Consider the following 23,059-nt stretch of genomic DNA (forward strand, 5'->3'; position numbering starts at 1 on the left):
GGTGCTAAACTGCATGGGTGTGAGCGATACCGCTACCCGCACCCAACCCCGAACCCAGACCCGCACCCCACCGCAGTACAAGGTGCTGCTGCTCAATGACGACTACACCCCCATGGACTTTGTGGTGGAGGTGTTGATGCGGTTCTTTGGCAAGAGCGAGCTCGAGGCGGTGCGGGTCATGCTCGAGGTACACCACGCCGGGGTGGGGGTGGCGGGGGTTTACCCCTTCGAGATCGCCGAGACCAAGGTGGCCCAGGTAACGCGGGCCGCCCAGCAGGCCGAGTACCCGCTACAGTGCACCCTAGAACCGGAGTAAACCCAAATGAAGCCAGGGCTGGGCCAGACTGCTGGGTTCGACTTTCACCTTACGGTCAAATTCAGAATTATTTTATTCTCGGGTGAGAGGGGGTATCCCCCGAAGGCAGGCCCCCTCCGAGCAGCCCCACCGGTGCCCAGAAACCCCCGTCCCCGAGCGCACATTTTCCCCGCCCTGGCCCCTGGTCTGACGCGGGGATGCTCTCATAAATCCTGCCAAATACGCAAAGACCGGTATGCTACAATCCCATACCGGTGTGCGTGCAACTTTAGCTTGACGATGGCGCGCCTGACAGGACTCGAACCTGTGGCCTTTCGCTCCGGAGGCGAACGCTCTATCCACTGAGCTACAGGCGCGTGCGAATAAAGCAAAGACGAGGGTAGCACCACCATAGGAGGCAGTCAAGTGTTTGGCATCAATAGAAGAGTCGTCACCATCATCTTCGGGGTTCTGGCCCTGGTTTTTATCGTAGGGTCGGTTCTGCTCTTCACCCCCCGCGGCAGCTCTCAGAGCAAAGGCAAAGTGGAGTTCACCGTCAATGGGCGGCCAGTCTATGAGCTCGATCTCCAGCGGGCCGAGCAAAACGACCCCATTCTGAGCACCAACCCCACCGGGCTTTTGAAGAACCTGGCCATGGTCAACTTTGGCGAGCGCTTTGTGCTGACCACCGCCCTCCTGCAGGACAGCTCGAGGATCCGGGTATCCGGCGCTGAGCTCAACAAGGAGCTCGACAGCATCAAGGAGCGCTTTGGCCTAAAAGACCGCAAGGAGTACGACAAATTCCTGGCCCAGATCGGGTATACCGACAGCCAACTGCGGGATGAGCTGCGCGATCAGATTCGCCTGAACAAGCGAATCCAGGAAATCCAGGACAAAGCCCAGCCCACCGAAGCCGAGATGCGGCTCTACTTCACCCTATACAAGGACCAGTACAAGTCGGAAGACCGGGTGCAGGCCCGACAAATCGTGGTGGATGATCAGAAGTTGGCCACCGACCTCTATAACCAGGCCAAAAACGGAGCGGATTTTGCCGATCTGGCCAAGAAGAACTCCAAGCTAAATGCGGATCAGGGCGGAGCCTTGGGGGCCCAGGCCGGTAAGTCTGACCCCGGCCCGGTTACCCGCATCGTGTTCCCCAACGTCGTAGCCGACGCGGTGTTCAAGCTCAAGGATGGGGGGATCACCCCGCCCATCGAGGCCGGCGGGCGTTACTACATCGTCAAGGTGGAGAAGTTCATACCGGCGGGGGATACCACCTTTGAAGAGGTCAAAGACCGGGTCAAGGCCGATGCCCAGAAGGTGAAGGCCCAAGGGGCGCTCGAGGCCTACATCGACGAGCTGCGTAAGACCACCCAGGTTAAGTGGAGCGAGGGGTCGCCCTACAAGTTCGAGGACCCCGTGGTGGCCAAGGTCGGGGACAGCAACATCCTCCTTTCCGAGGTTACCCAGGCGGTGTTCTCCAACCCACAGGTTCCCCAGCTCTTGCAGCAGGGCTTGGGTGAGCTGGCTGTGCAGTTCTTCATGCCTCAGACCCTCGAGCAGCTGGTGACTCGAGAGGTGGTGGTGCAGGCCGCCCAGAAGCTCGGCCAACCCTTCTTCGGCAGCAAATCGGACATCGCCAATCAAGCCCAGCTCTGGCAAACCAAGGACATCGCCGTCTCCGACAGCGAGGCCAAGGCCTATTACGACAAAAACATCGCCAACTTTACAACCCCTGCTTCAGCCAACGTCCAGGCCGTTAACTTCAAGAAAGACGATAAGGCCAAGGCTGAGGCCTTCCGCGCGGCTGCCCTCAAAGGCGGGAAGCTCGATGACCTCGCCAAGGCCAATGGCGGGACCGTACAGGATTTCGGCACCGTTAATCCCGGCAGCATGCCACCCATCCCCAACCGTTTGGTCTTCCTGACCAAGGGCAGCTTCCCCAAAGGGCCTCTGGGAGAAGTGAGCGACGTGGTGAAGCTGGATGATGGCAGCTACCAGGTGCTGATTGTCAACAACCGAGTGGCCGAGGCGGTCAAGCCCTTTGACAGTGTGAAGGACCAAGCCATGGCACAGGCTTTGGCCCAAAAGCGGAGTGAGGCCGCCCGGAAGTGGGTGGACGACCTGCGCAAAAACGCCAAGGTGGAGAACGACCTTGAAAAGGTGCTCAAGGCCCTTACTCCAGCCAAGCCCGAGGCCAAGCCGAGCGGTGAGCAGAAACCCTCCGCCACGCCCGGCTCCAGTCCGACCACCCCCGCCACCCCAGGGAACAACGCTCCGGCCAGCGGCTCGAGCACCCCTGCCAAACCCTAAAGCTGCCGCTACCCTCGAGACCCCTCCCGCATGGGAGGGGTTTTTGCTGAACCCACAGCAGCCCCCCAGGTTCTTTCCTAAAACCTGGCCGCCAATCTCACCTTTGAGGAAGTGAGTATAGGGGTATGCTCAAACCGATATGCTTCCGTTGCTCCTGTCCCTGCTGCACGCCACCAACGATTTGTTCGGCGCATTTCTAGCCCCCCTGTTGCCCAAGCTGCAGCTGGCGTTCGGGGTGGGGTATGGAGCGGTTTCGCTGCTGGTCGCCCTCCAGTCGCTCACCGGCAGCTTGCTCCAGCCGGTGGCTGGCCTAATTGCCGACCGCTTCGACCGACGGCTGCTGGCTGCGCTAGGACCGGTGCTAATGGCCCTGGGAAGCGGACTGCTGGGGTTTTTCCCCAGCCTGTGGGTAGCGGGAGTCATGCTCGCGCTCAGCGGCCTGGGCTCGGCCCTCTTCCATTCGGCAGGCGCGGCTTTGGTGGGGCAGTATGCCGACCCCGCCCGGCGCGGGTTTTGGATCAGTGTGTTCTCCACCGGGGGCTTCGTAGGGATGACCTTTGCCCCAGCAGTCTCGCTGACCATCGCTAACGGCTCCTCTGGGCTCAAGGGCCTGGCCTGGATGGTTCCTCTGGCCCTGATCCCCGCGGCGTTGTTGATCGCCCTGGCCCCCAAAGCCCTACTGCGCGGCAAACCCTCGAGCTTCGCTGACTTGCGCCGGGTGTTTAAGGGCCAAGTAGCCCGGTTATGGGCGGTCACCACGCTGCGCAGCGTGGTGTTTATGAGCTTCTCCACCACCATCCCCTTCTGGTTTCATTCCAGGGGCATCTCGGACGACTGGACCAAGGTGGTGCTCACCGTCTACAGCCTGGCCGCCACCGCCGGAGCGTTTCTAGGGGGTACCCTCTCCGACCGTTTGGGGCGGCGCAACGTGGTAGTGGGCACCATGCTGGTGGCCATTCCGCTCTACGTAGTGCTCCTCATCATGCCCCCGGAAAACTGGATGTACCTCCCGGTCTTGGCCATTACCGGGGCCTTGATGAACGCTGTGGTTCCGGTGGCAGTGGCGATGGCCCAAGAGCACGAGCCTCAGCAGATGGCGACGGTGTCCGGATTGCTGATGGGTTTCACCTGGGGGTTTGCCGGACTCCTCTATGGGGTGATCGGCCCGCTGATCGAGCGCTTCGGGGTGATTGAAAGCCTGACCGCGCTTGGGCTGTTGCTGATCCCGGCTCTCACCCTTTCGCTAACCGTGCGCGAAACAGGCCAGCTGCGTCTGGCCGCCGAGGATTGAACCTGGGGCTAAAGGGCCATGCGTGATAATGTAGCGGCTGATGATGGCCAATTCATCCGTCGCGCAAGGCCCCGAAGGGGCTCCGGTGCTGTGGTTGGGCTTCGAAGCCCCGGCTTTGGCGGGGGCATCCCTCGAGGGGCTGGCCCCTTCTGCCGGTCCAGGCTTGGGGATCCGGCTCAAGCCCGGCCAAGCCAGGGGCACCCTTGAGACCGCCCCCCTTCCGGCCCCAGGTTTCGACACCGCTATCGTTTCCTGGAACGCCGAAACCCCCGCGGGGAGCTGGCTCGAGCTGTTCCTGCGGGCCCAGCTGGATTCACACTGGACGCCGTATTACCCGCTGGCGGTGTGGTCCAGCGATCCCCAAAAGCGACACTCGTTTGAGGCCTCCGGCGACCCGGAGGGCCAGATCCAAACCGATACCCTGGTGCTGCGCCACCCCGCCAGCGCCCTGCAAATCCGGGTGGTGCTGCACAGCACCGCCGCTGGGGTGAGCCCCAGCCTAACCGGCCTGGCCGCGGTGATGAGCCACTCCAGCACGCACTTCAACCCGAACCCCTCCCCCTCAAACTCCAAGGCCTGGGGCCTCGAGCTGGCGGTTCCCTTGCTCTCGCAGATGCGCTACCAGGGGGGCGGTGAGGTGTGGTGCTCGCCAACCAGCGTGAGCATGCTCCTGGGCTACTGGAGTGCGAAGCTGGGCCAAAAACTCGACGACCCGGTTCCCCTAGCGGCCCAGGCCACCTGGGACAGGGTCTATGGCGGTGCCGGCAACTGGCCCTTTAACACCGCCTATGCCGGGCTCAAGGGTCTGCGGGCGTACGTACACCGCCTCTCGGGATTGGCCGAGGCCGAGGCCTATCTGGAACGGGGAATTCCGCTGGCGCTTTCCATCGCCTGGGGGAAGGGGGAGCTGCCCGGTGCTCCCCTCGAGCAATCCAGCGGACACCTGGTGGTGCTGCGGGGGTTCACTCAGGAGGGCCACCCCATCCTCAACGATCCCGCCGCCCCCGAGGAGGCCGGGGTGCGCACCATCTACCCCAGGCAGGCCCTCGAGCGGGCCTGGATTGCCCATTCCGGTGGGGTAGTCTACGTGCTCGAGCCCCATGGGGCCGCTTTGTAAGCCAGCCCGCCGGAGGGCGCAGCCAGGTTGCTATACTGGGCAGCACGGCGACGTAACGATGAAACTATTCGACCCTTACGGACGGCTCATCAAGGATTTGCGGATCTCGGTCACCCCGCGCTGCAACCTACACTGCTTGTACTGCCATCCCTTGGATTGGGAGCAGAGCGAGCCTCCTGGGACGGTCAGCGTGGAGGAAGTGCGGCACTTCCTGAGCGCCATGCGGATGCTGGGCTTGGAGGCCGTGCGCTTCACCGGGGGGGAGCCGCTGGTGCGCAAGGAGCTGCCGCAGATGGTCGAGGCCGCCCGGGCGGTGGGGATTCCCGATATTGCCCTGACCACCAACGGGATGCTCTTCAAGCGCAAGGCCAAGGATCTGGCCGCCGCCGGGCTCCAGCGCATCAACCTTTCCATGGACGCAGTCACCCCCGAGGTCTTCAAGACCATGACCCGTGGCGGGGAGGTGAAGCGGGTCTGGGAGGCCATTGAGGCCGCTTGGGAGCTGGGGCTCAACCCGGTGAAGATCAATGCGGTGATGATCCAGGGCATGAACGAGGGCGAGGTGGTGCCGCTGGCCCGGCTCTCGCTGGATCAGCCCTTACACGTGCGCTTCCTCGAGTACATGCACCTGGACAACTCCAACCCCACCCTCTACCAGCAACGCTTCATCCCCGGGGCCCAGACCAAAGCCCGGCTCGAGCAGGAGTTTGGGCCGTTGGAGCGGCTCGAGACCGACCCCAGCGCTCCGGCGAGGGTCTACAGGATTCCCGGCAGCGTGGGCACGGTGGGGTTCATCAACCCCGTGACCGAGGCCTTCTGCTCCAACTGCTCGAGGCTGCGCCTGACCTCCGACAAAAAAATTCGGCCCTGTTTGCTCACCGACCTGGAAATAGACATCGGCCCGGCCTTTGCCGCACCCCATCCGGTTGAAGCCTTGGTAGACGCCATTCTGTTGGCAACCGGGCGCAAGCCAGCCTTTGGAAACACCCTCCCCAAGCTGCGCGAGCGGGTGATGGTGGGCATCGGAGGTTGACCGCCAGGCTCCCTCTGGAGGCAACTGGAAGGACGCACTGCATCTATGAGCTGGCTTCGGCGCTCTCGTCTCCTTCTGGTGTTGCTGCCCGCGCTAACCGGCTGCCCGGCCATGTCCCCCCTTGCCGCCATTGATCCCTCCGGCCCCCTTCGGGTGTGGGCGGTGTCCAGCCTCGAGCGGGTCATGCCCGAAACCCCCCCTCAGGAGAACAAGCCCATTGAGCTGTTTGCCGCCCGGGGCGAGTATGAATCGTTTCAGGTGGTGGTTTTCGGCCCCAAAGGCCTGCGCGGGGTCAATTTACAGGTCTCCGATCTCAGCGGACCCGGCGGAGCGGTCATCGCCAAAGACCACCTCAGCCTCTACCGCGAGCACTATCTCCCGGTCTCCACCCCTAGCCCCCATCGAGGCGGGCCTAACCGCCCGCTGGGCAAAGGTTGGTATCCCGACGCCCTAATCCCCTTCGACAGCTCCACCCGCCCTCAGTACACCCCAGATGCGGTGGTCTATGGTTCCGTGCCCATTGACGTGGCTCCAGGCAACACCCAGGCCTTCTGGATTGACCTCTATGTCCCCAGGGAAGCCCCACCAGGGCTTTACACCGGCCAGTACACCGTCAGTGCCGCCAACGGCCAGGCCCAGGGGGAGATCCGGCTTAGGGTATGGAACTTTGAGCTGCCCGTCCGGCCTACCCTGCAGAGCTTTGCCCCGCTGTGGTTTACCCATACCACCGCAGCCAAGCTCGAGCTGCTGCGAAACCGCATCCAGCCGGGGCGGGTGCAGCCCAAGCAGCTCCAGCTCCTCAGCCCCGCGGGGCTCAACTTGGTGGAGTTGGGCATTGGGGCCGGGGCCAACTACCACAACTGCCAGGCCAACCCCGCCCCCCCTCCAGAGGTCTTCCGTAAAGCCAAAGAGGCCTTGAATACCGATCTCCCGGTCTATGACTTCGCCTTCGATGAGGTGGACCACTGCGACCTGAGCCAGGCCCTGCGGGACTGGGGCCGCAGCATGCACCAGGCCGGGGTATTGCAAATTGCCACCGTAAGCCCCACCCCCGAGCTGCTCGACGACGGCAGCGGCAGGCCGGCAGTGGACGTGTTTGTCCTCAATGCTGCCATGTACGAGAAGGCCAAAGCCAATGGGATGCTGGATGCGGCCCGGGCGAAAGGGGCCAGAATCTGGTATTACTCGGCCCTGGTGCTGAGCGAAACCCCAGGGGCTCCCAACTGGCAGCTCGATGTGGCGCCGATGAATTTCCGCATCTCTTCAGGGTTCTTCGCCCAGGCCTTAGGGTTTAGCGGCATCCTGGACTGGGCCGCTGACTACGTGACCAAAGGCCAAGACCCCTGGCAGGATGTGAGCTACCTGGAAAACAAAACCGTCTACCAAGCCGACGGCTTGCTGGTTTATCCCGGGGATAAGGTGGGCCTGCCCGGTACGGTAGTGCCTTCGATGCGGCTCAAATGGCTTAGGGATGGGGTGGAAGACTACGAATACGTCGAGCTGCTGAAGAAAAACCCCAAGCTCTACGCCCAATATGGCTGGAGGGTAGAGCGGTTGGTTCCTGGGCTGGAGAGCTGGAGCCCTAACCCAGCCGAGCTCGAGGCCACCCGGCGGGCAATTGGAGAAGCCCTGAGTCAGCCTTAGCCCTCCAGGCCCTGCCTAGGTGGGGTTAACCCCCCAGGGGAAACCCCCCTAAAATAGACCTGTGAAACACGGCTTTGCCCTTACCGAAGCTCAGCTCGAGCTTCAAGACGACGTGATCGAGTGCTGCACCCCCGGCCACCGCATGGGCCGGGGCTTTGCCCTGTTGGCCCAGGATCTGTGGTTTGACCCTGGGCTGCCCAAGGGGTACCTCCAGATGCTCGACGACTTCGAGAAAATCGGGCGCTACGACCACAGCATGAGCGTGCTCGAGCTGGGCTCGCTCTTCGCGTACGATCCCGAGACCGCCCTGGGCCGCACCCAAGACTTTCTGGCTCGAGTCTATGGGGTGCCCTTCGTGTGGCCCTCGACCAACGGCACCTCAATCCTCAACATCCTGGCCCTGATGAGCGCCACTCAAGCCGGGGATAAGGTGCTCCTGCAGCGGGACAGCCACGTCTCGGTCTACTCCGCCATCGTGCACCAGGGGCTAGAACCGGTCTACCTCAAACCCAACTACGCCAAGGACCTGGGCTTGCCGCTCGGGGTCACCCCGGAAGATCTGGCCGCGGCCCTAGACCAGCACCCAGACCTACGGGCGGTGTTTCTGACCTATCCCAACTACTACGGCATCGCCACCGACCTGACCGCCTGTGCCGAGCTGCTGCGGCGGCGAGGGGTGCCGCTGATCGTGGACTCAGCCCACGGGGCCCATTACCGCTTCCACCCCGACCTTCCCCAGGCGGCGGAAGAAAGCGGAGCGGCCCTGGTCACCCAGTCCCAGCACAAGACCTGCTCCAGCCTCTCGCAGGGTTCGCTGGCCCTGTTCAATGACCGCAGCCTGGTGGAGCCTTTTTACGAGTGGGCCAACCTGGGGGGCTTCGTGAGCACCAGCTTCAGCTTCATCATCCTGCAATCGCTGGTGCTGGGGGTCATGCAGCTCGAGCGGCAAGGACGCGCCCTGCTGCAAAATGCCCTCGAGGCCACCCTTTGGGCCAGGCAGGAGATCCACCGGATCCCTGGGCTCAAAACCTTCGGTTCAGAAGCCGCCCGACCAGGGTTTAAGCAGCTCGACCCGCTGCGGATCACGGTAGATGTCTCCGGGCTGGGGTGGAGTGGTTTCGAGGTCTATGAGCGGCTCAGCTCGGAGTTCAACATCTACCCCGAGCTGGCCACCTTTCAAAACGTGCTGCTGATGTTCACCCTGGTGGATGATCTGCGGGGGGTGCGGCGGGTGGTGCAGGCCCTGCGCCAAATCGCAAGCGAGGCCCCAGGGCCCTTCCAGCAACCCCGGCTCGAGCCCCCACCCCTGCCGCCGCTGCGGGTATTGCCTCGAGCCGCCATGCAGCACCGCCCCCGGCGAAACCTGCCCCTGCGCGAAGCCATCGGTCAGGTTTCCGCGGAGACCATCTCGGCCTACCCTCCGGGCTCGGCCATCCTGGTCGGGGGCGAGGAGATCACCCCGGAGGTGGTGGAGTTCTTGCAGGCCGTGAAGCGCTCGGGCGGGACCCTCAAAGGGGCCAGCAGCCGGAACTTCGAGACCCTCCAGGTGCTGGGATAGGCTTTTCTGCTCCGGCGCTCGAGTAGGCCAGCCCACATCCAGCCCCCAGGGCCGTGCGTATGGTAGGTGGGGGAAACCCCAGGAGGAAACTATGACCAGAGCATGGCTCGCCGTCGGCCTACTGGCGCTGCTCAGCGCTTGCATGCCGATGAACAGTAGCAATTCCAGCGCCTCGAGCACCCCCCCTGCCCCCCTGATGTTCATGGCCACCCTCAGCGGGGCAAGTGAGGTGCCCCCCACCCCCTCGATGGGCAGCGGCAGCGTGATGCTGATGCTGGATGAGGCCAGCAAGAAAGCCACCATCACTGGCAGTTTCAGCGGGGTTCAGGCCACGGCCGCCCATATTCACGGTCCCGCTGCCAAGAACGCCAACGCCCCGGTGATCATCCCCCTCACCATCAACGGCAACACCCTCTCCGGCTCCGCCACCCTCACCGATGCCCAGATTGCCGATCTCAAGGCCGGGCTGTGGTACGCCAACGTACACTCCGCAGCTTTCCCCGGTGGGGAAATTCGCGGGCAACTGGAAAAGCAGTAACCCCGCAGGGTCCAGGGTGGGTTTCGGTTTCATCCCCTGCCCTGGCCCAGCTCACTCCATCAAGGTTTTCTCCGGGTCCAGCACTTGCGGCCCGGAGCCTTTTTTCTTGGCCAGCGCGGCCTCGATAAAGCCACTAAAGGGCGGGGAGACCCGCATCGGGCGGCTCGAGAGTTCCGGATGGGCTTGCAGGCCGATAAAGAAGGGGTGGTTGGGCAGCTCGATGGCCTCTACCAACCCCTCTCCCCGTCCGTGCATCCCCGGGGTGAGGGCCGAGACCGTAAGCCCCCCCTCTACCAACCGCCCGACGTACTCCGGGTTGACCTCGTAGCGGTGGCGGTGGCGCTCCAGAACCAGATCCCGGCCATACAACCGGTGCAGGATGGTCCCAGGGTGGATGCGCATGGGCCAGTTGCCCAGGCGCATGGTCCCACCCAAGCCCTCGGCCTCGAGCTGCTCCGGCATCAGGTCAATCACCGGGTGGGGGGTGTAGGGGTCAAACTCGGTGGAGTTGGCCCCCTCGAGGCCCAGCACGTTGCGGGCGTATTCGATCACCGCGATCTGGAGTCCCAGGCAGATCCCGAAGTAGGGCACCCGGTGCTCCCTTGCATACCGGGCCGCCAGGATCTTTCCCTCAACCCCGCGAATCCCGAACCCCGGCCCCACCAAGATGCCGTCCACATCCCCCAGCAGCTCAGCGGCCTTGGAAGCATCGGTAATCTCCTCAGCGTTGACCCACTTCACCTCCACCCGGGCGTCGTGGGCAATCCCGGCGTGGCGGAACCCCTCGAGAATGCTCAAATAGGCGTCCGGCATCTTGACATACTTCCCCACAAAGGCCACCCGAACCTCGTGGCTGGGGTGCTTGAGCTTCTTCACCGCACCCTGCCAGAAGCTCAAATTGGGTGGGATGGTCTCGAGCCCCAGCTTCTTCTCCACAATTCGGCCCAGGCCCTGCTCTTCCAGCACCAGCGGAACCTCGTAAAGGTGTTGAACGGTAGGGCTACTGAACACCTCGCTGGGACGAACGTTGGTGAAGAGCGCAACCTTCTTGCGCACATCCTCGGGCACCATTTTCTCCGAGCGCAGCACCAACACATCGGGCTGAATGCCCACCCCCCGCAGGGCTGAGACCGAGTGCTGGGTGGGTTTGGTTTTGAACTCCTCGCTGGTGGGCAGGTAGGGCACCAGGGTCAGGTGCAGGTACATCACGTCCCCGTCGTTTTCATCGAACTGGAACTGCCGAATGGCCTCCAAAAAGGGTAGGCTCTCGATGTCCCCTACCGTGCCCCCCACCTCCACCACCACAATCTCAGCCCCCTGCTCCTGAGCGGTGCGGCGAATGCGCTCCTTGATCTCATCGGTGATGTGCGGAATGACCTGTACGGTCTGCGAGAGGTATTCTCCCCGCCGCTCCTTTTGGATCACCGAGAGGTATACCTGTCCGGTGGTGAGGTTGTTGGCCCGGGCTAGGTCTATGTCTAAGAAGCGCTCGTAATGACCGATGTCCAGGTCGGTCTCGGCCCCGTCGCCGGTGACAAAAACCTCGCCGTGCTCATACGGGCGCATGGTTCCGGCGTCCACATTGACATAGGGATCAATTTTGAGGGCGGTAACCCTGTAACCCCTTCCGCGCAAGATAGCCCCCAGACTGCTGGTCAGAATGCCCTTCCCCAAGCTGCTGACCACCCCACCGGTAACGAAGATATATTTCATGCACAAACTCCTGTCCTGCGTTTGAGCCTAGTCAAACGCCGCAAAGCGCTTCTGGTTTTCAACGTCTGGCCAAGCAGCTAGACGGCTAAACTATCACGGGATTCTACCGTACCACGACCAACCCCCACCTTGTCCACCGCCCAACTCACAGTACCGGGGGTTTATTCTCTACCTTGCCGGAAAGGGCACCGAAAACAATTCGGATTTTTGAACTCAGTATACTTCGCTTATGGCCCATGCTGTGAAGCACTCTACTGAAGTGGCCCCCCAGATTCATTTGATTCAGGTGCCCATCCCCTATCCCTTCAAGTACGTTAACTGCTACCTGCTCAAGGGAGAGGGCGCGGTGCTGGTGGACTGTGCTTTGGATACGCCAGAAGCCCGACCGGGCCTCGAGGCCGCCCTGGCCGAGCACGGCCTGAGCTTTGCCGACCTAGACCAGGTGGTGCTCACTCATCACCACCCCGACCACTACGGGCTGTGCGGGCTCATCGAGGCCTACGGGCCGAAGGTGGGCATGCTCGACCTCGAGAAGGAGCGCGGCCACATCTTCTGGACCCAAGACCAGCGGATGATGCGCGAAGGGATGGCCCTGTTTGCCCGCCACGGGGTCACCGGGGAGGTCTTGCAGGGCCTCGAGGAGGAGATGCGGGCCACCCGGCAACGGGTACACCCGGCCCAAAACCCCCAAACCTTTCACGACGGCGAAACCCTACAGCTGGCCGGGATGAGCTTTCGGGTGATCTGGACCCCTGGGCATGCCGATGGGCACGCCATGTTCCTGCGGGAGTCGGATGGGGTATTGCTGGCCGGGGATCAGATCCTAGAACGCATCTCGCCCAACATCGGCATCTGGGCCTATTCCTTTCCCAACCCGCTGGCCCTTTACCTCGAGTCCTTGGAAAAAACCGCTCGGTTGGGGGCCAAGGTCGCGTTCACCGGGCATTATGGCCCCATCCAGGACATCCCTGGGCGCTGCCGCGAGCTGGCCCAACACCACCAAGAACGCCTGGCCCACCTGCGGGGGCTGATGGGGGGCGAAGCCAAGACCGCCTGGGCGCTTTCGCTGGAGCTCTTCCCGGGTAACCTCAACCTGGCCCAGCGGCGCTTTGCCTGGTCGGAGACCCTGGCCCATCTGGAGTATCTGGTGGCCGAAGGGAGCGCGCAGCGCCTGGAAGGGCAACCGGTTCGCTATACCCTGTAATGCTGCCCTGTGCGCCAGGCAGACCTCACCAGGCCAGGGCCATCCCGTCGGTGCGGGGTTCGGTGGCCGCCAGGAAGGCCCCACCCGACCTGAGGATGATCTCCCCTCGCCCAAAAGCAGCCCATTCCGGCTGTAGGCTGACCGCATGCCCACGCCCCAGCAGTTCTTGCACCAGGTGGGCCGGAACCCCGGGCTCGAGCTCGACCTGGGTGCCGGAGAGCCACTGCCAGCGCGGGGCATCCAAGGCCGCTTGGGGATTCAGGCCATAATCCTCCAGCCCCACCACCACCTGCAGGTGGCCCTGGGGCTGCATGTGTCCGCCCATCACCCCAAAGGGGCCCAGGGGTTTGCCATCCCGGGTCAGGAAGCCGGGGATGATGGTGTGGAAGGGCTTCTTGGAAGGGGCGTACTGGTTGGGGTGGCCGGGCTCGAGGCCAAAGCAAGCCCCCCGGTTTTGTAGGGAAATTCCTGTTCCCTCCACCACAACCCCTGAGCCGAACCCCATGTAGTTGGACTGAATAAAGGAGACCTGCAGCTCGCCGTCGGCCGCGCACAAGTACACCGTGCCCCCCTTGGGTGCTCCGGCTTGGACGGGAAGAGCGCTGTCGCTGATCAGCCTGCGCCGCTGGGCCAGGTAGTCCGGGTTCAGCAAATCCGAAGGGGAAACCGTCATGAACCGGGGATCGGCCACGTATCGCTGCACATCCCCAAAAGCCAGCTTGATGGCCTCGATCTGCAGATGGAAGCCCTCCACGGAGTCGCGCGGGTACCGGGCCAGGTCGAAGCCCTCGAGGATCTTGAGCGCGATCAAGGCCGCAATGCCCTGGGTGCTGGGGGGGATCTCGTGGACCTCGAGGCCACGGTAGCGCACCGAGATCGGCTCAACCCACTCGGCCTTATGCCCAGCCAAATCGGCTCGAGTCAAAAACCCTCCCGTGGCCGCAGCGAAATCCGCGATCCGGTCGGCCAGCTTGCCCCGGTAGAAGCTCTCGGCCCCCGTCTGGGCAATCTCCCGCAGGGTCTGGGCGTGCCGGGGGCTGTGCCAGCGTTCCCCCGCCTTGGGGGCCTTTCCAGCGGGCAAAAAAACCCGCTTGAACTCGGCATTCCAGGCCTCTTGCAGCGGAGCATAGGCCGCCTCGGCCCTGGCCCAGTTTCGCGCAGTCTCCGGGGTGACCGCGAAGCCCTCCTGGGCATAGCGGATGGCGGGTTCAAAAAGTTTCTCGAACGGCAACCTGCCAAACTTGTCATGCAGGGCCCGCCAAGCCGAGGGCGCCCCAGGAACCGTAACCGGGAGCCAGCCCCGCGTAGGAACCTTGCCGCCGGCGGCAAAGGTGGCGTAGTCCAGCCCAGCCGGGCTCTCCCCGTGGGCGCTCAGGCCGTGCAGCTTTTGCCCGTCGTGCACCAGGGCAAAGGCATCCGAGCCAATCCCGTTGGAGGTGGGCTCGAGCACCGTGAGGGCAATGGCGACAGCCAGGGCCGCATCCACCGCGTTCCCTCCCGCCAACATCATCTCCATCCCGGCCAGCGCAGCCTGAGGCTGCGAGGTGGCCACCGCACCGCGCTGACCCACCACCACATTGCGGCGGCTGGGGTAAGGGTAGGCATTCAGGTTCATTGGAAAATCCCCTTGGGCAAGTAGGCCGAGACCACCCAGTTGGGCGCATCCACAACCTCGCTGATGTGCAGATCCACGGCCACGCTGCACAGCATGTAGGCTTGCTCGGGGCTCAGTCGGTACTCCCGGCCCAGGTAATCAATCATCGAGCGCACCGCATCCTGGGCGGCGGGAAAGAGATCCGGGCCGATACCGGTGGTGGCGTGGTAGCCCCCAGATTCAAGACCTGGGGTCGGTGAAGCCGGCAGGTCGAACTCCGGGCGCTTGAGCGGGGCCCCTTTCCACAGCTCGAGCTTGAGCCGCAGCCGCATGGGGGTTTCGATGGCGGTCCCACAAACCTCCCCATCGCCCTGGGCGGCATGGGTATCCCCCACCGAGAAGAGGGCCCCCTTGACCTGCACCGGCAGGTAGAGCTTGGCCCCTCGAGTGAGATCGCGAATGTCCAGGTTACCCCCCACCTCTCGCGGGGGAACCACCGAATGGGGACCAGGAGCGGCCAAGGCCAGGCCAATGGTGCCGGGAAAGGGCCGGGTCGGCAAGCGGATGCCCGGCATAAACTCCACAGCTTGTGGGCTGTAGGTGGAGATGTGCAGGGCTGGATTGGGAAAATCCGAAGCCAGCAGGCCAAACCCAGGGATGATGGCCGTCCAGCCCCAGCCGGACTCCTCGAACTCCAAGAGTTCAACCACCACCGCGTCCCCCGGCTCAGCCCCCTCGAGGTAGACCGGCCCGGTGACCGGGTTCACCCGGCCAAAGTCCAGCTTGGCCACCTCCGCCGGGCCCGACTGGGCCGAAAGCTGCCCACCGGAGGCGTCTACAATCTCGAACTCGAGGGTCTCTCCCGGCGCCGCTTGCAGCGCCGGAGTCAGGCCGTTGTCCCAGCCAAAGTGATGGCTGTGAATGGTTTTAAAGCCGTGGTTATGCGCCATATTTTCCCCCACTGTGGTCTCGGCGGGTTTACCGCTTCACATACAAATAGGCGTAGTTCACCGGGGTATGGATGGGGTCTACCAAAATTGCATCCGAGCCCCCTACCTTGGGGCTATGCATCAGGTAGCGTTTCTCGTGGAAGATTGGAATCCAGGGGGCGTCCTTCATCACCTCGGCAAAAATGCCCTGATAGGCCTTGGCCCGGGCGGCTTCCTGCCCCGGTTGCACCATCGCGTCGGCGGCCTCCGCCCGGCGGTCAAGGGTCGGGTTGCAATACCAAGCCCAGTTCCATCCCCCAGGAACCGCTGAGGCGCAGCTCAAAATGGGCCAGTAGAAGTCGTTGGGATCAGGATAATCGTCAATCCAGGCCATCCCCCCCGACCAGATCATGGGGGCTTGGCCTTTGGTTCCTCCCGCTTGGATCACGGTGCTCTGGGCCTGGGTCTTGAGTTCCGCCTTGACCCCTATCTGGGCCAGGTCTTGCTGAATGGCCTGGGCAATGCGTGGATTGGGATCCGTATTGTTGGCGTAGAGCACCGTCGAAAAACCGTTCGGGAACCCCGCCTCCTTCAACAACTGCTTGGCCTTGGCCGGATCGTAGGGGTACCCCTTGTAGCTGGGGTCATAGCCCGGCATTCCGGGGGGGAGCACCTGAACGGCAGGGACAGCCCGGTTGTTGATCAGCCGCACGATGCGCTCCTTATTGATGGCTAGGTTAAGCGCCTGGCGCACCTTGGGGTTGTCCAGCGGCTTGATCTGGGTGTTGAGGGTGACGTAGCCGGTCATGAGCTGGTTACCCACCACCACCTGCTGCTTGAGCTTGGGGTCCTTCATCACATCCACAAACTTGGCCGGTGGAATGCCGTCGCCCAGGATGTCCACCTCACCGCGTTGGAGTTTGAGGAAGGCCACATTGGGGTCCTGGCCCACCAAAAAAACCAGGGTATCCAGGTAGGGCAGGCCCTTTTGGAAGTAGTCGGGGTTTCTCTCCAAAACCACCTGCTGCCCCAACTTCCACTCCTTGAGCTTGAAGGCCCCCGCACCTACCGGGTTATGCCCGAAGTCGGCCCCGGCCTTCTCCACCGCCTCCTTGGGCACGATGAAGCTGAAGTTGAGGGCCATCTTATGCAAGAAGGAGGCATCGGGCTTATCCAGGAGGATACGTACGGTGTAGGGGTCGGGGATTTGGATACCGCTCACCTCTTTCGCCTTTCCCGCAACATAGTCCGCTACCCCGGTAATCCCGGTATAGAAGCCGGCTCCTGGGCTTTGGGTCTTGGGGTTGAGCATCCGCTCGAGCGAGTACTTCACATCCGCAGCCACCATCTCCCGCCCATTTTGAAACTTGATGCCCTTCCTGAGCTTGAAGGTGTAGCTCTTGCCATCCTTCGCAATGCTGTAGCCCTGGGCGAAGTGGGGCACAAGCTTGGTGGTGCCCGGCTCGTAATCCATCAAACCACCGAAGATGGCCTTGATGATGCTCCAGTTCTGCCAGTCATAGCCGATAGCTGGGTCGAGGGTGGAGATGTCATCCTTGAAGGACACCGTGAGGCTGCCACCTGGGCTTTGGGCCTGAGCCAAAAGCGTAAACGAGAGGGCTAGAGCCAAGATCCAACGGTTCATGTGTACCTCCTTCATTGGGGCCATGCGTGTCTAGCGATACTGCACCCTGGGATCCAGCAGGGGATAGACCAGGTCCGCCAACAGATTAGCCAGAACGATGAACAAAGCGGTGAAGGTCACCGCGCCCAGGATCACCGGGATGTCCACGGTCTGGATGGCCTGCCAGGTAAGCTGCCCAATCCCTGGCCAACCAAACACCGATTCCACCACCACCACCCCACCCATGAACGTGCCCAAATCGGTACCGATCATGGCCACGATGGGCAGCAAGGCATTGCGCAAGGCGTGCTTATAGACCACCACCGGCCCAGCCAAGCCCTTAGCCCGCGCGGTGCGCACGTAGTCCTGTGAGAGCACCTCGAGCATCGAGCTGCGCATGATCCGGGCATACCACCCTCCCCCAGCCAAACCCAGGGCCAGCGCGGGCAAAACCAGATGCTCCCAGCCGCCATACCCCCCTAGTGGGAACAGCGCCAGCTTATAGGCCAGCACGTACAGGAGCAGCAACCCCAGCGCAAACTGCGGCGCAGCCACCCCGGCGAACGAGAGCAGCATGATCCCCTGATCGAGCCAGCCTCCCCGGCGCAGGGCGGCCAGAATTCCGGCGGGAATTCCCAGCAGCAGCTCAAAGAGCACCCCTGCCAGGGTGAGCTCGAGGGTGGGGACCAGCCTCGAGGCCAACAGCTCGCTGACTTGGATCTTTTGTAGGTAAGAGCGGCCCAAATCCCCTTGCAGCACCCCTCCCAAGTAGCCCAGGTAACGCTGCAAGATAGGCCGATCCAAGCCCAGCTCGTGCCGCACCCGCTCCACCACCTCCGGAGTGGCGCTGCGCCCTGCCACCAGCCGTGCAGGATCGGCGGGGAGCAGGTACAGCAGAGCAAAGGTGATGACCGTGACCGCCCACAACACCCCCAAAGACTGCAGAACCCGCTGAGCCAGATAGGCCATCATCGCTCACCTCAGGGTAGGGTCGAGGGCTTCGCGCAAAGCGTCGCCCAACAGGTTGAAGGCCAAAGAGGTGACCAAGATGGCCAGGCCCGGAAAGGCCACCAGCCAGGGCGCATCGGTGAAATAGGACTGGCTCTCATTGATAATCCCTCCCCAACTGGGGGTAGGGGGCTGCACCCCCACCCCCAGGAAGGAAAGCGCGGCCTCCAGGAGCACCGTGGTGGAAAGCCCCAGGCTGCCATAAACCACCAAGGTGGGAAACAAATGGGGCAACAGGTGGCGCAGGAGAATTCGCCGGTTACCCGCTCCAAGGGCCCTGGCAGCTTCCACGTACTCCTTTTGGGCCAGGGTCAGGGTCTGGGCATAAATCACCCTTGCCACCTGAACCCAGTTCACCAGAGCGATCACCAGCGCCACAATCCATAGGCTAGGCTTGAGGATCGCAGCTAGGGCAATGGCCAGCAAGAGGGCTGGAAAGGCCATCATCACATCGGTGAAGCGCATCAGCAGGCCCCCGATCCATCCTCCGAAATACCCCGCCGAGGCCCCGACCAGCATCCCGATCAGCACCGCCGCACCGTTGGCCACCAGCCCGACCAGCATCGAGGCTCGAGCCCCCCAGATCAGCCTCGAGAGCAGGTCACGGCCCAAAGTGTCTGTACCCAACAGGAACTGCCCGCCCGGAGGCAGCGGTTTGCCCTCGAGGGTCAGCCCATCAAAGAACTGTTGGCTGGGGTCTTTGGGGGCCAGCCAGGGGGCTAAGAGGGCCATCCCCAGGATCAGCAATACCACCCCTAGGCCGAACAGGCCGGCCCGGTTGCGCAGAAAGCGTTGGCGAAACCGGGGGTTCATCGCATCACCGCTTCAGCCGAGGGTCTAGGGCATCGCGCAAGCCATCCCCAATCAAGTTAAAGGCCAGCACCGCCAGAAAAATGGCCAACCCCGGGAAAATGGCCATCCAGGGGGCATACGCCAGATAACCCCGCGCTGCATTCAGCATGGAGCCCCAAGACGGGGTAGGGGGCTGGATGCCCAGGCCCAAAAAGGAAAGGGTGGCCTCAGCCAACACCGCTGCCGCCGTGCTCAGGCTCACCTGAACGATCAGCGGGCCCAGGATATTGGGCAGAAGATGGCGCAGCAGCATACGCCCATCGCCAACCCCCAGGGCCAGCGCGGCCTGCACATACTCGCGTGGGCGCTCCGCCAGGGTCTGGCCCCGCACCAACCGGGCGAACACCGGGGTGGTAACGATCCCGATGGCCAATAGGGTGTTTTGTAGGCTGGGGCCCAGCACCGCGGCCAAGGCAATCGCCAGCACCAGAAAGGGAAAAGCCAGCATGGCATCGGTTAAACGCATCAGAAGGTTGTCCAGCCAGCCACCATAGAACCCCGCGACCAGCCCGATGATCCCCCCCAACACCAGGGCCAGGCTCACCGAAACCAGGCCAGCCACCAGTGAAACCCGGGCTCCGTAGAGGATCCTCGAGAGGATGTCCCGGCCCAGCTCGTCGGTACCCAGCAGGTGCTGGCTCGAGGGGGGTTGCTGCAAGGCGGTGAAGTTGGTTTGGGTGGGCGAGTAGGGGCTGAGCCAGGGTGCGAACACCGCCCCTAGGGCCAACAGGGCCAGAATCACCCCCCCCACCAGGGCCAGGCGGTTGGAGAACAGTCTCCGCAGGACCGGGTTGCGGACTGGAGCTTTGGAACGGGTGCGGGCCTCAACCATAGCGAATCCGAGGATCAATTGCCGCGTAGAGCAAATCTACCAGTACATTAACCAAAAACACCGCCAGCGCCGAGAACAGCACCACCGCTTGCAGCACCGGGAAATCGCGGTTAAAAACCGAGTCCACCACCAACCGCCCGAAGCCAGGGATCGAAAAGACCTGCTCGGTAATGACCGCACCGCCCAGCAACCCACCCAGTTGCAGCCCGATGACCGTGACCACCGGGATCGCGGCATTGCGCAGGGCGTGCTTATAGACCACCACCGGCCCAGCCAAGCCCTTGGCCCGCGCGGTGCGCACGTAGTCCTGTGAGAGCACCTCGAGCATGCTGTTTCGGGTGAAGCGGGCGATGGCCCCGGCCAGCGCGGTTCCTAGGGTGAAGGCCGGTAATAGCATTAGCAGCAGGTTTTTGCGCAGGTCCACCCAAGGCTCTACGTAACCAGACGGTGGGATCCAGCCCAAGCGGATGCTGAAAAGGTAGACCAGCAGGATCCCCAAAAAGAAGTTGGGGACGCTGATCCCCGATAGCGCTACCACCGTCACCCCGGCATCGGCTGCGCTGCCCCGGCGCAGCGCAGCCACCACCCCAGCCGGAATCCCCAGCAGCAGGGCAATGAGCAGGGCAAAGAAAGAGAGCTCGAGGGTGGTCGGGAGCTTCTGCCACAAAATCGGGCCCACCGGGGCATGATCCCGCAATGAGCGCCCGAAATCCCCATGCAGCAGCGAGGCGGCCCAGCTGGCATACTGCACATAGAGGGGCCGATTCAGCCCCAGTTCATCGCGCAGCTTGGCCACCAGCTCGGGGGTGGCCTCCTCGCCCAGGAGCAGAAGGGCCGGGTCCCCGGGCAGGACTCGAGTCAGGGCAAAGACCAGCAGCGTCACCAACACCAGGGTGGGCAGTCCCCCAATCAGGCGCCGCAGGACAAAGAGGGTCATGGGCTACCCCCTTCCAGGCCTTTACCCGCTCGAGCCATCGGCCAAAACCTCCGGGTTCACTCCCCTAAGCCCGCCGCCCGGAAGCGCAGAATCCCATCGGGAATGGCTGGGATGCCGCTGACCTTCTTGGAAAGCCCGATGGTGGTTTGGGGGTGGTAGACATAGACGTAGGGCAGGTCGTCCAGCAAGATCTTCAGGGCCTGGGTGTACAGGTCTCGCCGGGCATCCAACAGCCGCACCGAGCGGGCCCGGTTTAAGAGGGCATCTACCTTGGGGTTGCAGTACCCAGAGTAGTTCTGGGGCCCCTTGCAGCGGGCGAAATCGTAGATGTTGCCGTCGGGGTCAGGCCGACCGCTCCACCCCACCGCCATGGCCTCAAAATCGCCCTTGGTGCCCCGGTCCAGCAGGGTACCAAACTCAACCTGCTCAATCTTGACCTGAATCCCGGCCTGGGCCGCCATGGCCTGGTAAACCTGGGCGAGCTGGGCCAGCACCGGCCCGGGGGCGATGGTCAAGGTGAAGCTGAAGCCCTGGGGCTTACCGCCTTCGGCCAGTTTGCGCTTGGCCAGCTCGAGGTCGGGCTTGGGCACCGGGATGCTCTTGTCGTAGGCAAAGCTGCTGGGTGGGAAGGGCCCATTGGCCGGCTCCGCAGTGCCCAAGAACACCACCTTGTCCACGGTGTCGCGGTCAATGGTGGCAGCAAAGGCCTGCCGTAGGGCTTTGTTGGCCAGCGGCCCCTTGTTGACATTGAGGAACATGCCCTGATACCCGATTCCCGCGAAGACGTTGGCCGAGAGGTTCGGGTTTTTGCGGATCGCCTCGAGGTCTTTGGGAGCCACTGGGGTGATCACGTTGACTGCACCAGAGAGCAGGTTGGCCGTACGCACGTCGTCGTCGGGGAAGGGACGGTAGATCAGCTCGTCCACCTTGGGGAACCCCTTCATCCAGTAGTTCTCGTTTTTGGCCAGGGTGATGCGGTCCTGACGCCGGCGTTCCACGAACTTGAAGGGCCCGGTACCCACCGGACTGTTGCCGAAATCAGCCCCCAGCTTCTGCACGGCGGTAGGGCTGACCATCATCCCGGAGCGATCCGAGAGTATGGCCAGAAGAGGGGCGAACGGCTCCTTGAGCACCACCCGCACGGTCAGGTTGTCCACCACCTGCACCTCTTTGACTGGGGCCAGCTCCCCTGCCCGGCGGCTGCCCTGCGCGGTGCGGTAACGGTCCAGGTTGAACTTCACCGCCGCTGCGTTAAACTCGGTGCCATCCTGAAACTTGACCCCCGGACGCAGCTTGAAAACATACACCGTGGCGTTCTCCTCCACCGACCAACCCGTAGCCAGCATCGGCACCGGCTTGAGGTTCTCATCCAGGTCTACCAGCTTATCGAAGATCTGGTTTTGCACCTGGCGATCCACCAAAGCCGAGGACAACAGGGGGTCCAGGTTGGGCGGATCGGAGTCGAGCCCTACCGTGAGGGTGGTCTTAGCCAGCGCCCCCCCTAGCATCAATCCAGCCGCCATCATCCATCCCATCCACTTCTTCATCCCGCTACCTCCTTGAGTTGAGCGTTGGCCGAACGCTCCACGGTGGAAAGATGCGCCAACATCGCGGCTCGAGCCCCTTCAGGGTCACGCTCCTGAATGGCCTTGAGAATGCGGCGATGCTCGCGCAAGGTAAGAGCCGGGCGAAAACGCCGGGCCGTAGCCAAGAGCCGGGTCTGGCGCAACTCCACCCCCAGCAGCTGCAACAACTCCGCCAACAAACCGTTTTGGGCAGCCTCTGCCAGGGCGCGGTGAAAGCCCAGGTCGAGCTCGAGAAACTTGTGCAGGTCCTGGCTGGCCGCTTGCTGTTCTTGCAGCAGCCCTTCCAGCTTCTCTAAGCCTGGGCCCTGAACCCGCTGGGCGGCCAGTGCCGCCACCGCGGGCTCGAGAATCCGCCTCAGCTCGAACAGCTCCCCTATAAAAACCGGCTCGTGCAGCCGAGCGCGCAACCGCCCACTAAACCCCTGAGCCTCGGAGGCCACCCGCGTGCCCTCCCCCTGGCGGATTTCCAGCCAGCCGTGCAGCTCCAGGATGCGCAGCGCATCCCGCACCGAGGCCCGGCTAACCCCAAAGCGCAGGGCCAGCTCGCGCTCCGGCGGGAGCTGCGCCCCCGGCTCCCAGACCTTTTCCCGCAAGAGCTTCTCCAGCTCCTGGGCGAGCTGCTCGGGGATACGGGCGCGGCGAACCAACATAGAGGATTTGGTCGAATGGTCAGACCAGTGATTGCAGAAAAATACTCTGCTCGGGATACCAAGCTTTGGATCCTAACGCACAATTGGACCATACCGGATTCAAAAAGACAGTTGGCAAAACCAAAAAACCTAAGAGGCCATCTTTTTGAATCCTAGAGCACTCCCGTTTGGTCGGGTGGGTTCATCACCGGCTGGTGATGAACCCACCGAATCTAGTGGTCTGGTAACCAATATTCCGGCATAATAATTCCATGAAACAAGCCAGTACCAGCAGGGTACACCTGAGCGCCGAAGAACGTGAGCACTTGGAGCAGATGGTCAAGAAGATGGCGTGCGGGGCA

General features: G+C 63.0%; 19 protein-coding genes and 1 tRNA gene. 9 read left to right on the forward strand and 11 right to left on the reverse strand.

Annotated features, from left to right (window positions below; genetic code table 11):
- The first annotated feature begins 13 nt into the window (after positions 1-13).
- A complete protein-coding gene (gene clpS, locus Mgrana_RS03460; RefSeq protein ID WP_119356212.1) occupies positions 14-316 on the forward strand; it encodes an ATP-dependent Clp protease adapter ClpS in 303 nt (100 codons plus the stop codon).
- A gap of 280 nt (positions 317-596) precedes the next feature.
- On the opposite strand, the gene Mgrana_RS03465 is transcribed toward clpS, so the two are convergent.
- Positions 597-672: transfer RNA gene (locus Mgrana_RS03465), tRNA-Arg, on the reverse strand.
- 49 nt (positions 673-721) lie between these two features.
- On the opposite strand from Mgrana_RS03465, the gene Mgrana_RS03470 reads away from it, so the two are divergent.
- The 7 genes from Mgrana_RS03470 (at position 722) to Mgrana_RS03500 (ending at position 9,789) form a co-directional block, all read left to right on the forward strand.
- Positions 722-2,608, forward strand: a complete 1,887-nt coding sequence (locus Mgrana_RS03470) for a peptidyl-prolyl cis-trans isomerase (RefSeq protein ID WP_119356213.1) — start codon at positions 722-724, stop codon at positions 2,606-2,608.
- Positions 2,609-2,747: 139 nt separating this feature from the next.
- On the forward strand, positions 2,748-3,899 hold the full coding sequence (locus Mgrana_RS03475) for an MFS transporter (protein WP_119356214.1): 1,152 nt from the start codon (positions 2,748-2,750) through the stop codon (positions 3,897-3,899).
- Positions 3,900-3,939: 40 nt separating this feature from the next.
- The gene (locus Mgrana_RS03480; RefSeq protein WP_119356215.1) at positions 3,940-5,016 is read left to right on the forward strand and encodes a peptidase C39 family protein; all 1,077 of its coding nucleotides are present in this window, start codon (positions 3,940-3,942) and stop codon (positions 5,014-5,016) included.
- A gap of 58 nt (positions 5,017-5,074) precedes the next feature.
- Positions 5,075-6,049: a GTP 3',8-cyclase MoaA gene (gene moaA / locus Mgrana_RS03485; protein WP_119356216.1), complete on the forward strand. Its 975-nt coding sequence runs from the start codon at positions 5,075-5,077 to the stop codon at positions 6,047-6,049.
- Between the two features lie 45 nt (positions 6,050-6,094).
- Complete coding sequence (locus tag Mgrana_RS03490; RefSeq protein WP_119356217.1) at positions 6,095-7,693, forward strand: DUF4091 domain-containing protein; 1,599 nt, start codon at positions 6,095-6,097, stop codon at positions 7,691-7,693.
- A 61-nt stretch (positions 7,694-7,754) separates the two neighbouring features.
- A complete protein-coding gene (locus Mgrana_RS03495; RefSeq protein WP_119356218.1) occupies positions 7,755-9,251 on the forward strand; it encodes an aminotransferase class I/II-fold pyridoxal phosphate-dependent enzyme in 1,497 nt (498 codons plus the stop codon).
- A gap of 91 nt (positions 9,252-9,342) precedes the next feature.
- A complete protein-coding gene (locus Mgrana_RS03500; protein ID WP_119356219.1) occupies positions 9,343-9,789 on the forward strand; it encodes a CHRD domain-containing protein in 447 nt (148 codons plus the stop codon).
- A gap of 51 nt (positions 9,790-9,840) precedes the next feature.
- On the opposite strand, the gene Mgrana_RS03505 is transcribed toward Mgrana_RS03500, so the two are convergent.
- A complete protein-coding gene (locus Mgrana_RS03505) occupies positions 9,841-11,502 on the reverse strand; it encodes a CTP synthase (protein ID WP_119356220.1) in 1,662 nt (553 codons plus the stop codon).
- A gap of 229 nt (positions 11,503-11,731) precedes the next feature.
- Between Mgrana_RS03505 and Mgrana_RS03510 the strand changes: the two genes are divergently transcribed.
- Positions 11,732-12,706: an MBL fold metallo-hydrolase gene (locus tag Mgrana_RS03510; protein WP_119356221.1), complete on the forward strand. Its 975-nt coding sequence runs from the start codon at positions 11,732-11,734 to the stop codon at positions 12,704-12,706.
- A gap of 25 nt (positions 12,707-12,731) precedes the next feature.
- On the opposite strand, the gene Mgrana_RS03515 is transcribed toward Mgrana_RS03510, so the two are convergent.
- From Mgrana_RS03515 to Mgrana_RS03555, 9 genes are read right to left on the reverse strand one after another with little or no spacing between them, the layout of a single operon-like run.
- Positions 12,732-14,321, reverse strand: coding sequence for a gamma-glutamyltransferase family protein (locus tag Mgrana_RS03515; RefSeq protein ID WP_119356222.1), 1,590 nt, complete (start codon positions 14,319-14,321; stop codon positions 12,732-12,734).
- Positions 14,318-15,250, reverse strand: coding sequence for an acetamidase/formamidase family protein (locus tag Mgrana_RS03520; RefSeq protein WP_119356223.1), 933 nt, complete (start codon positions 15,248-15,250; stop codon positions 14,318-14,320). The genes Mgrana_RS03515 and Mgrana_RS03520 overlap by 4 nt, the downstream gene beginning before the upstream one ends.
- Positions 15,251-15,278: 28 nt before the next feature.
- Positions 15,279-16,874, reverse strand: a complete 1,596-nt coding sequence (locus tag Mgrana_RS03525; RefSeq protein ID WP_119356224.1) for an ABC transporter substrate-binding protein — start codon at positions 16,872-16,874, stop codon at positions 15,279-15,281.
- Positions 16,875-16,904: 30 nt separating this feature from the next.
- On the reverse strand, positions 16,905-17,825 hold the full coding sequence (locus Mgrana_RS03530; RefSeq protein ID WP_119356225.1) for an ABC transporter permease: 921 nt from the start codon (positions 17,823-17,825) through the stop codon (positions 16,905-16,907).
- A gap of 3 nt (positions 17,826-17,828) precedes the next feature.
- A complete protein-coding gene (locus Mgrana_RS03535) occupies positions 17,829-18,674 on the reverse strand; it encodes an ABC transporter permease (RefSeq protein WP_119356226.1) in 846 nt (281 codons plus the stop codon).
- A gap of 4 nt (positions 18,675-18,678) precedes the next feature.
- Positions 18,679-19,545 carry an ABC transporter permease gene (locus Mgrana_RS03540; protein ID WP_119356227.1) on the reverse strand — a complete coding sequence of 289 codons (867 nt, stop codon included), beginning with the start codon at positions 19,543-19,545 and terminating at the stop codon, positions 18,679-18,681.
- Complete coding sequence (locus Mgrana_RS03545; RefSeq protein ID WP_119356228.1) at positions 19,538-20,482, reverse strand: ABC transporter permease; 945 nt, start codon at positions 20,480-20,482, stop codon at positions 19,538-19,540. The genes Mgrana_RS03540 and Mgrana_RS03545 overlap by 8 nt, the downstream gene beginning before the upstream one ends.
- 56 nt (positions 20,483-20,538) lie before the next feature.
- Positions 20,539-22,029 (reverse strand): ABC transporter substrate-binding protein, encoded by a 1,491-nt coding sequence (locus Mgrana_RS03550; protein ID WP_119356229.1) that lies wholly within the window; start codon positions 22,027-22,029, stop codon positions 20,539-20,541.
- A complete protein-coding gene (locus Mgrana_RS03555; protein ID WP_240631232.1) occupies positions 22,026-22,718 on the reverse strand; it encodes a FadR/GntR family transcriptional regulator in 693 nt (230 codons plus the stop codon). The genes Mgrana_RS03550 and Mgrana_RS03555 overlap by 4 nt, the downstream gene beginning before the upstream one ends.
- Positions 22,719-23,059 lie beyond the last annotated feature (341 nt).

Origin of the sequence: Meiothermus granaticius NBRC 107808 (genome assembly GCF_003574355.1) — a bacterium.
GTDB classification, from domain to species: Bacteria; Deinococcota; Deinococci; order Deinococcales; family Thermaceae; genus Meiothermus; species Meiothermus granaticius.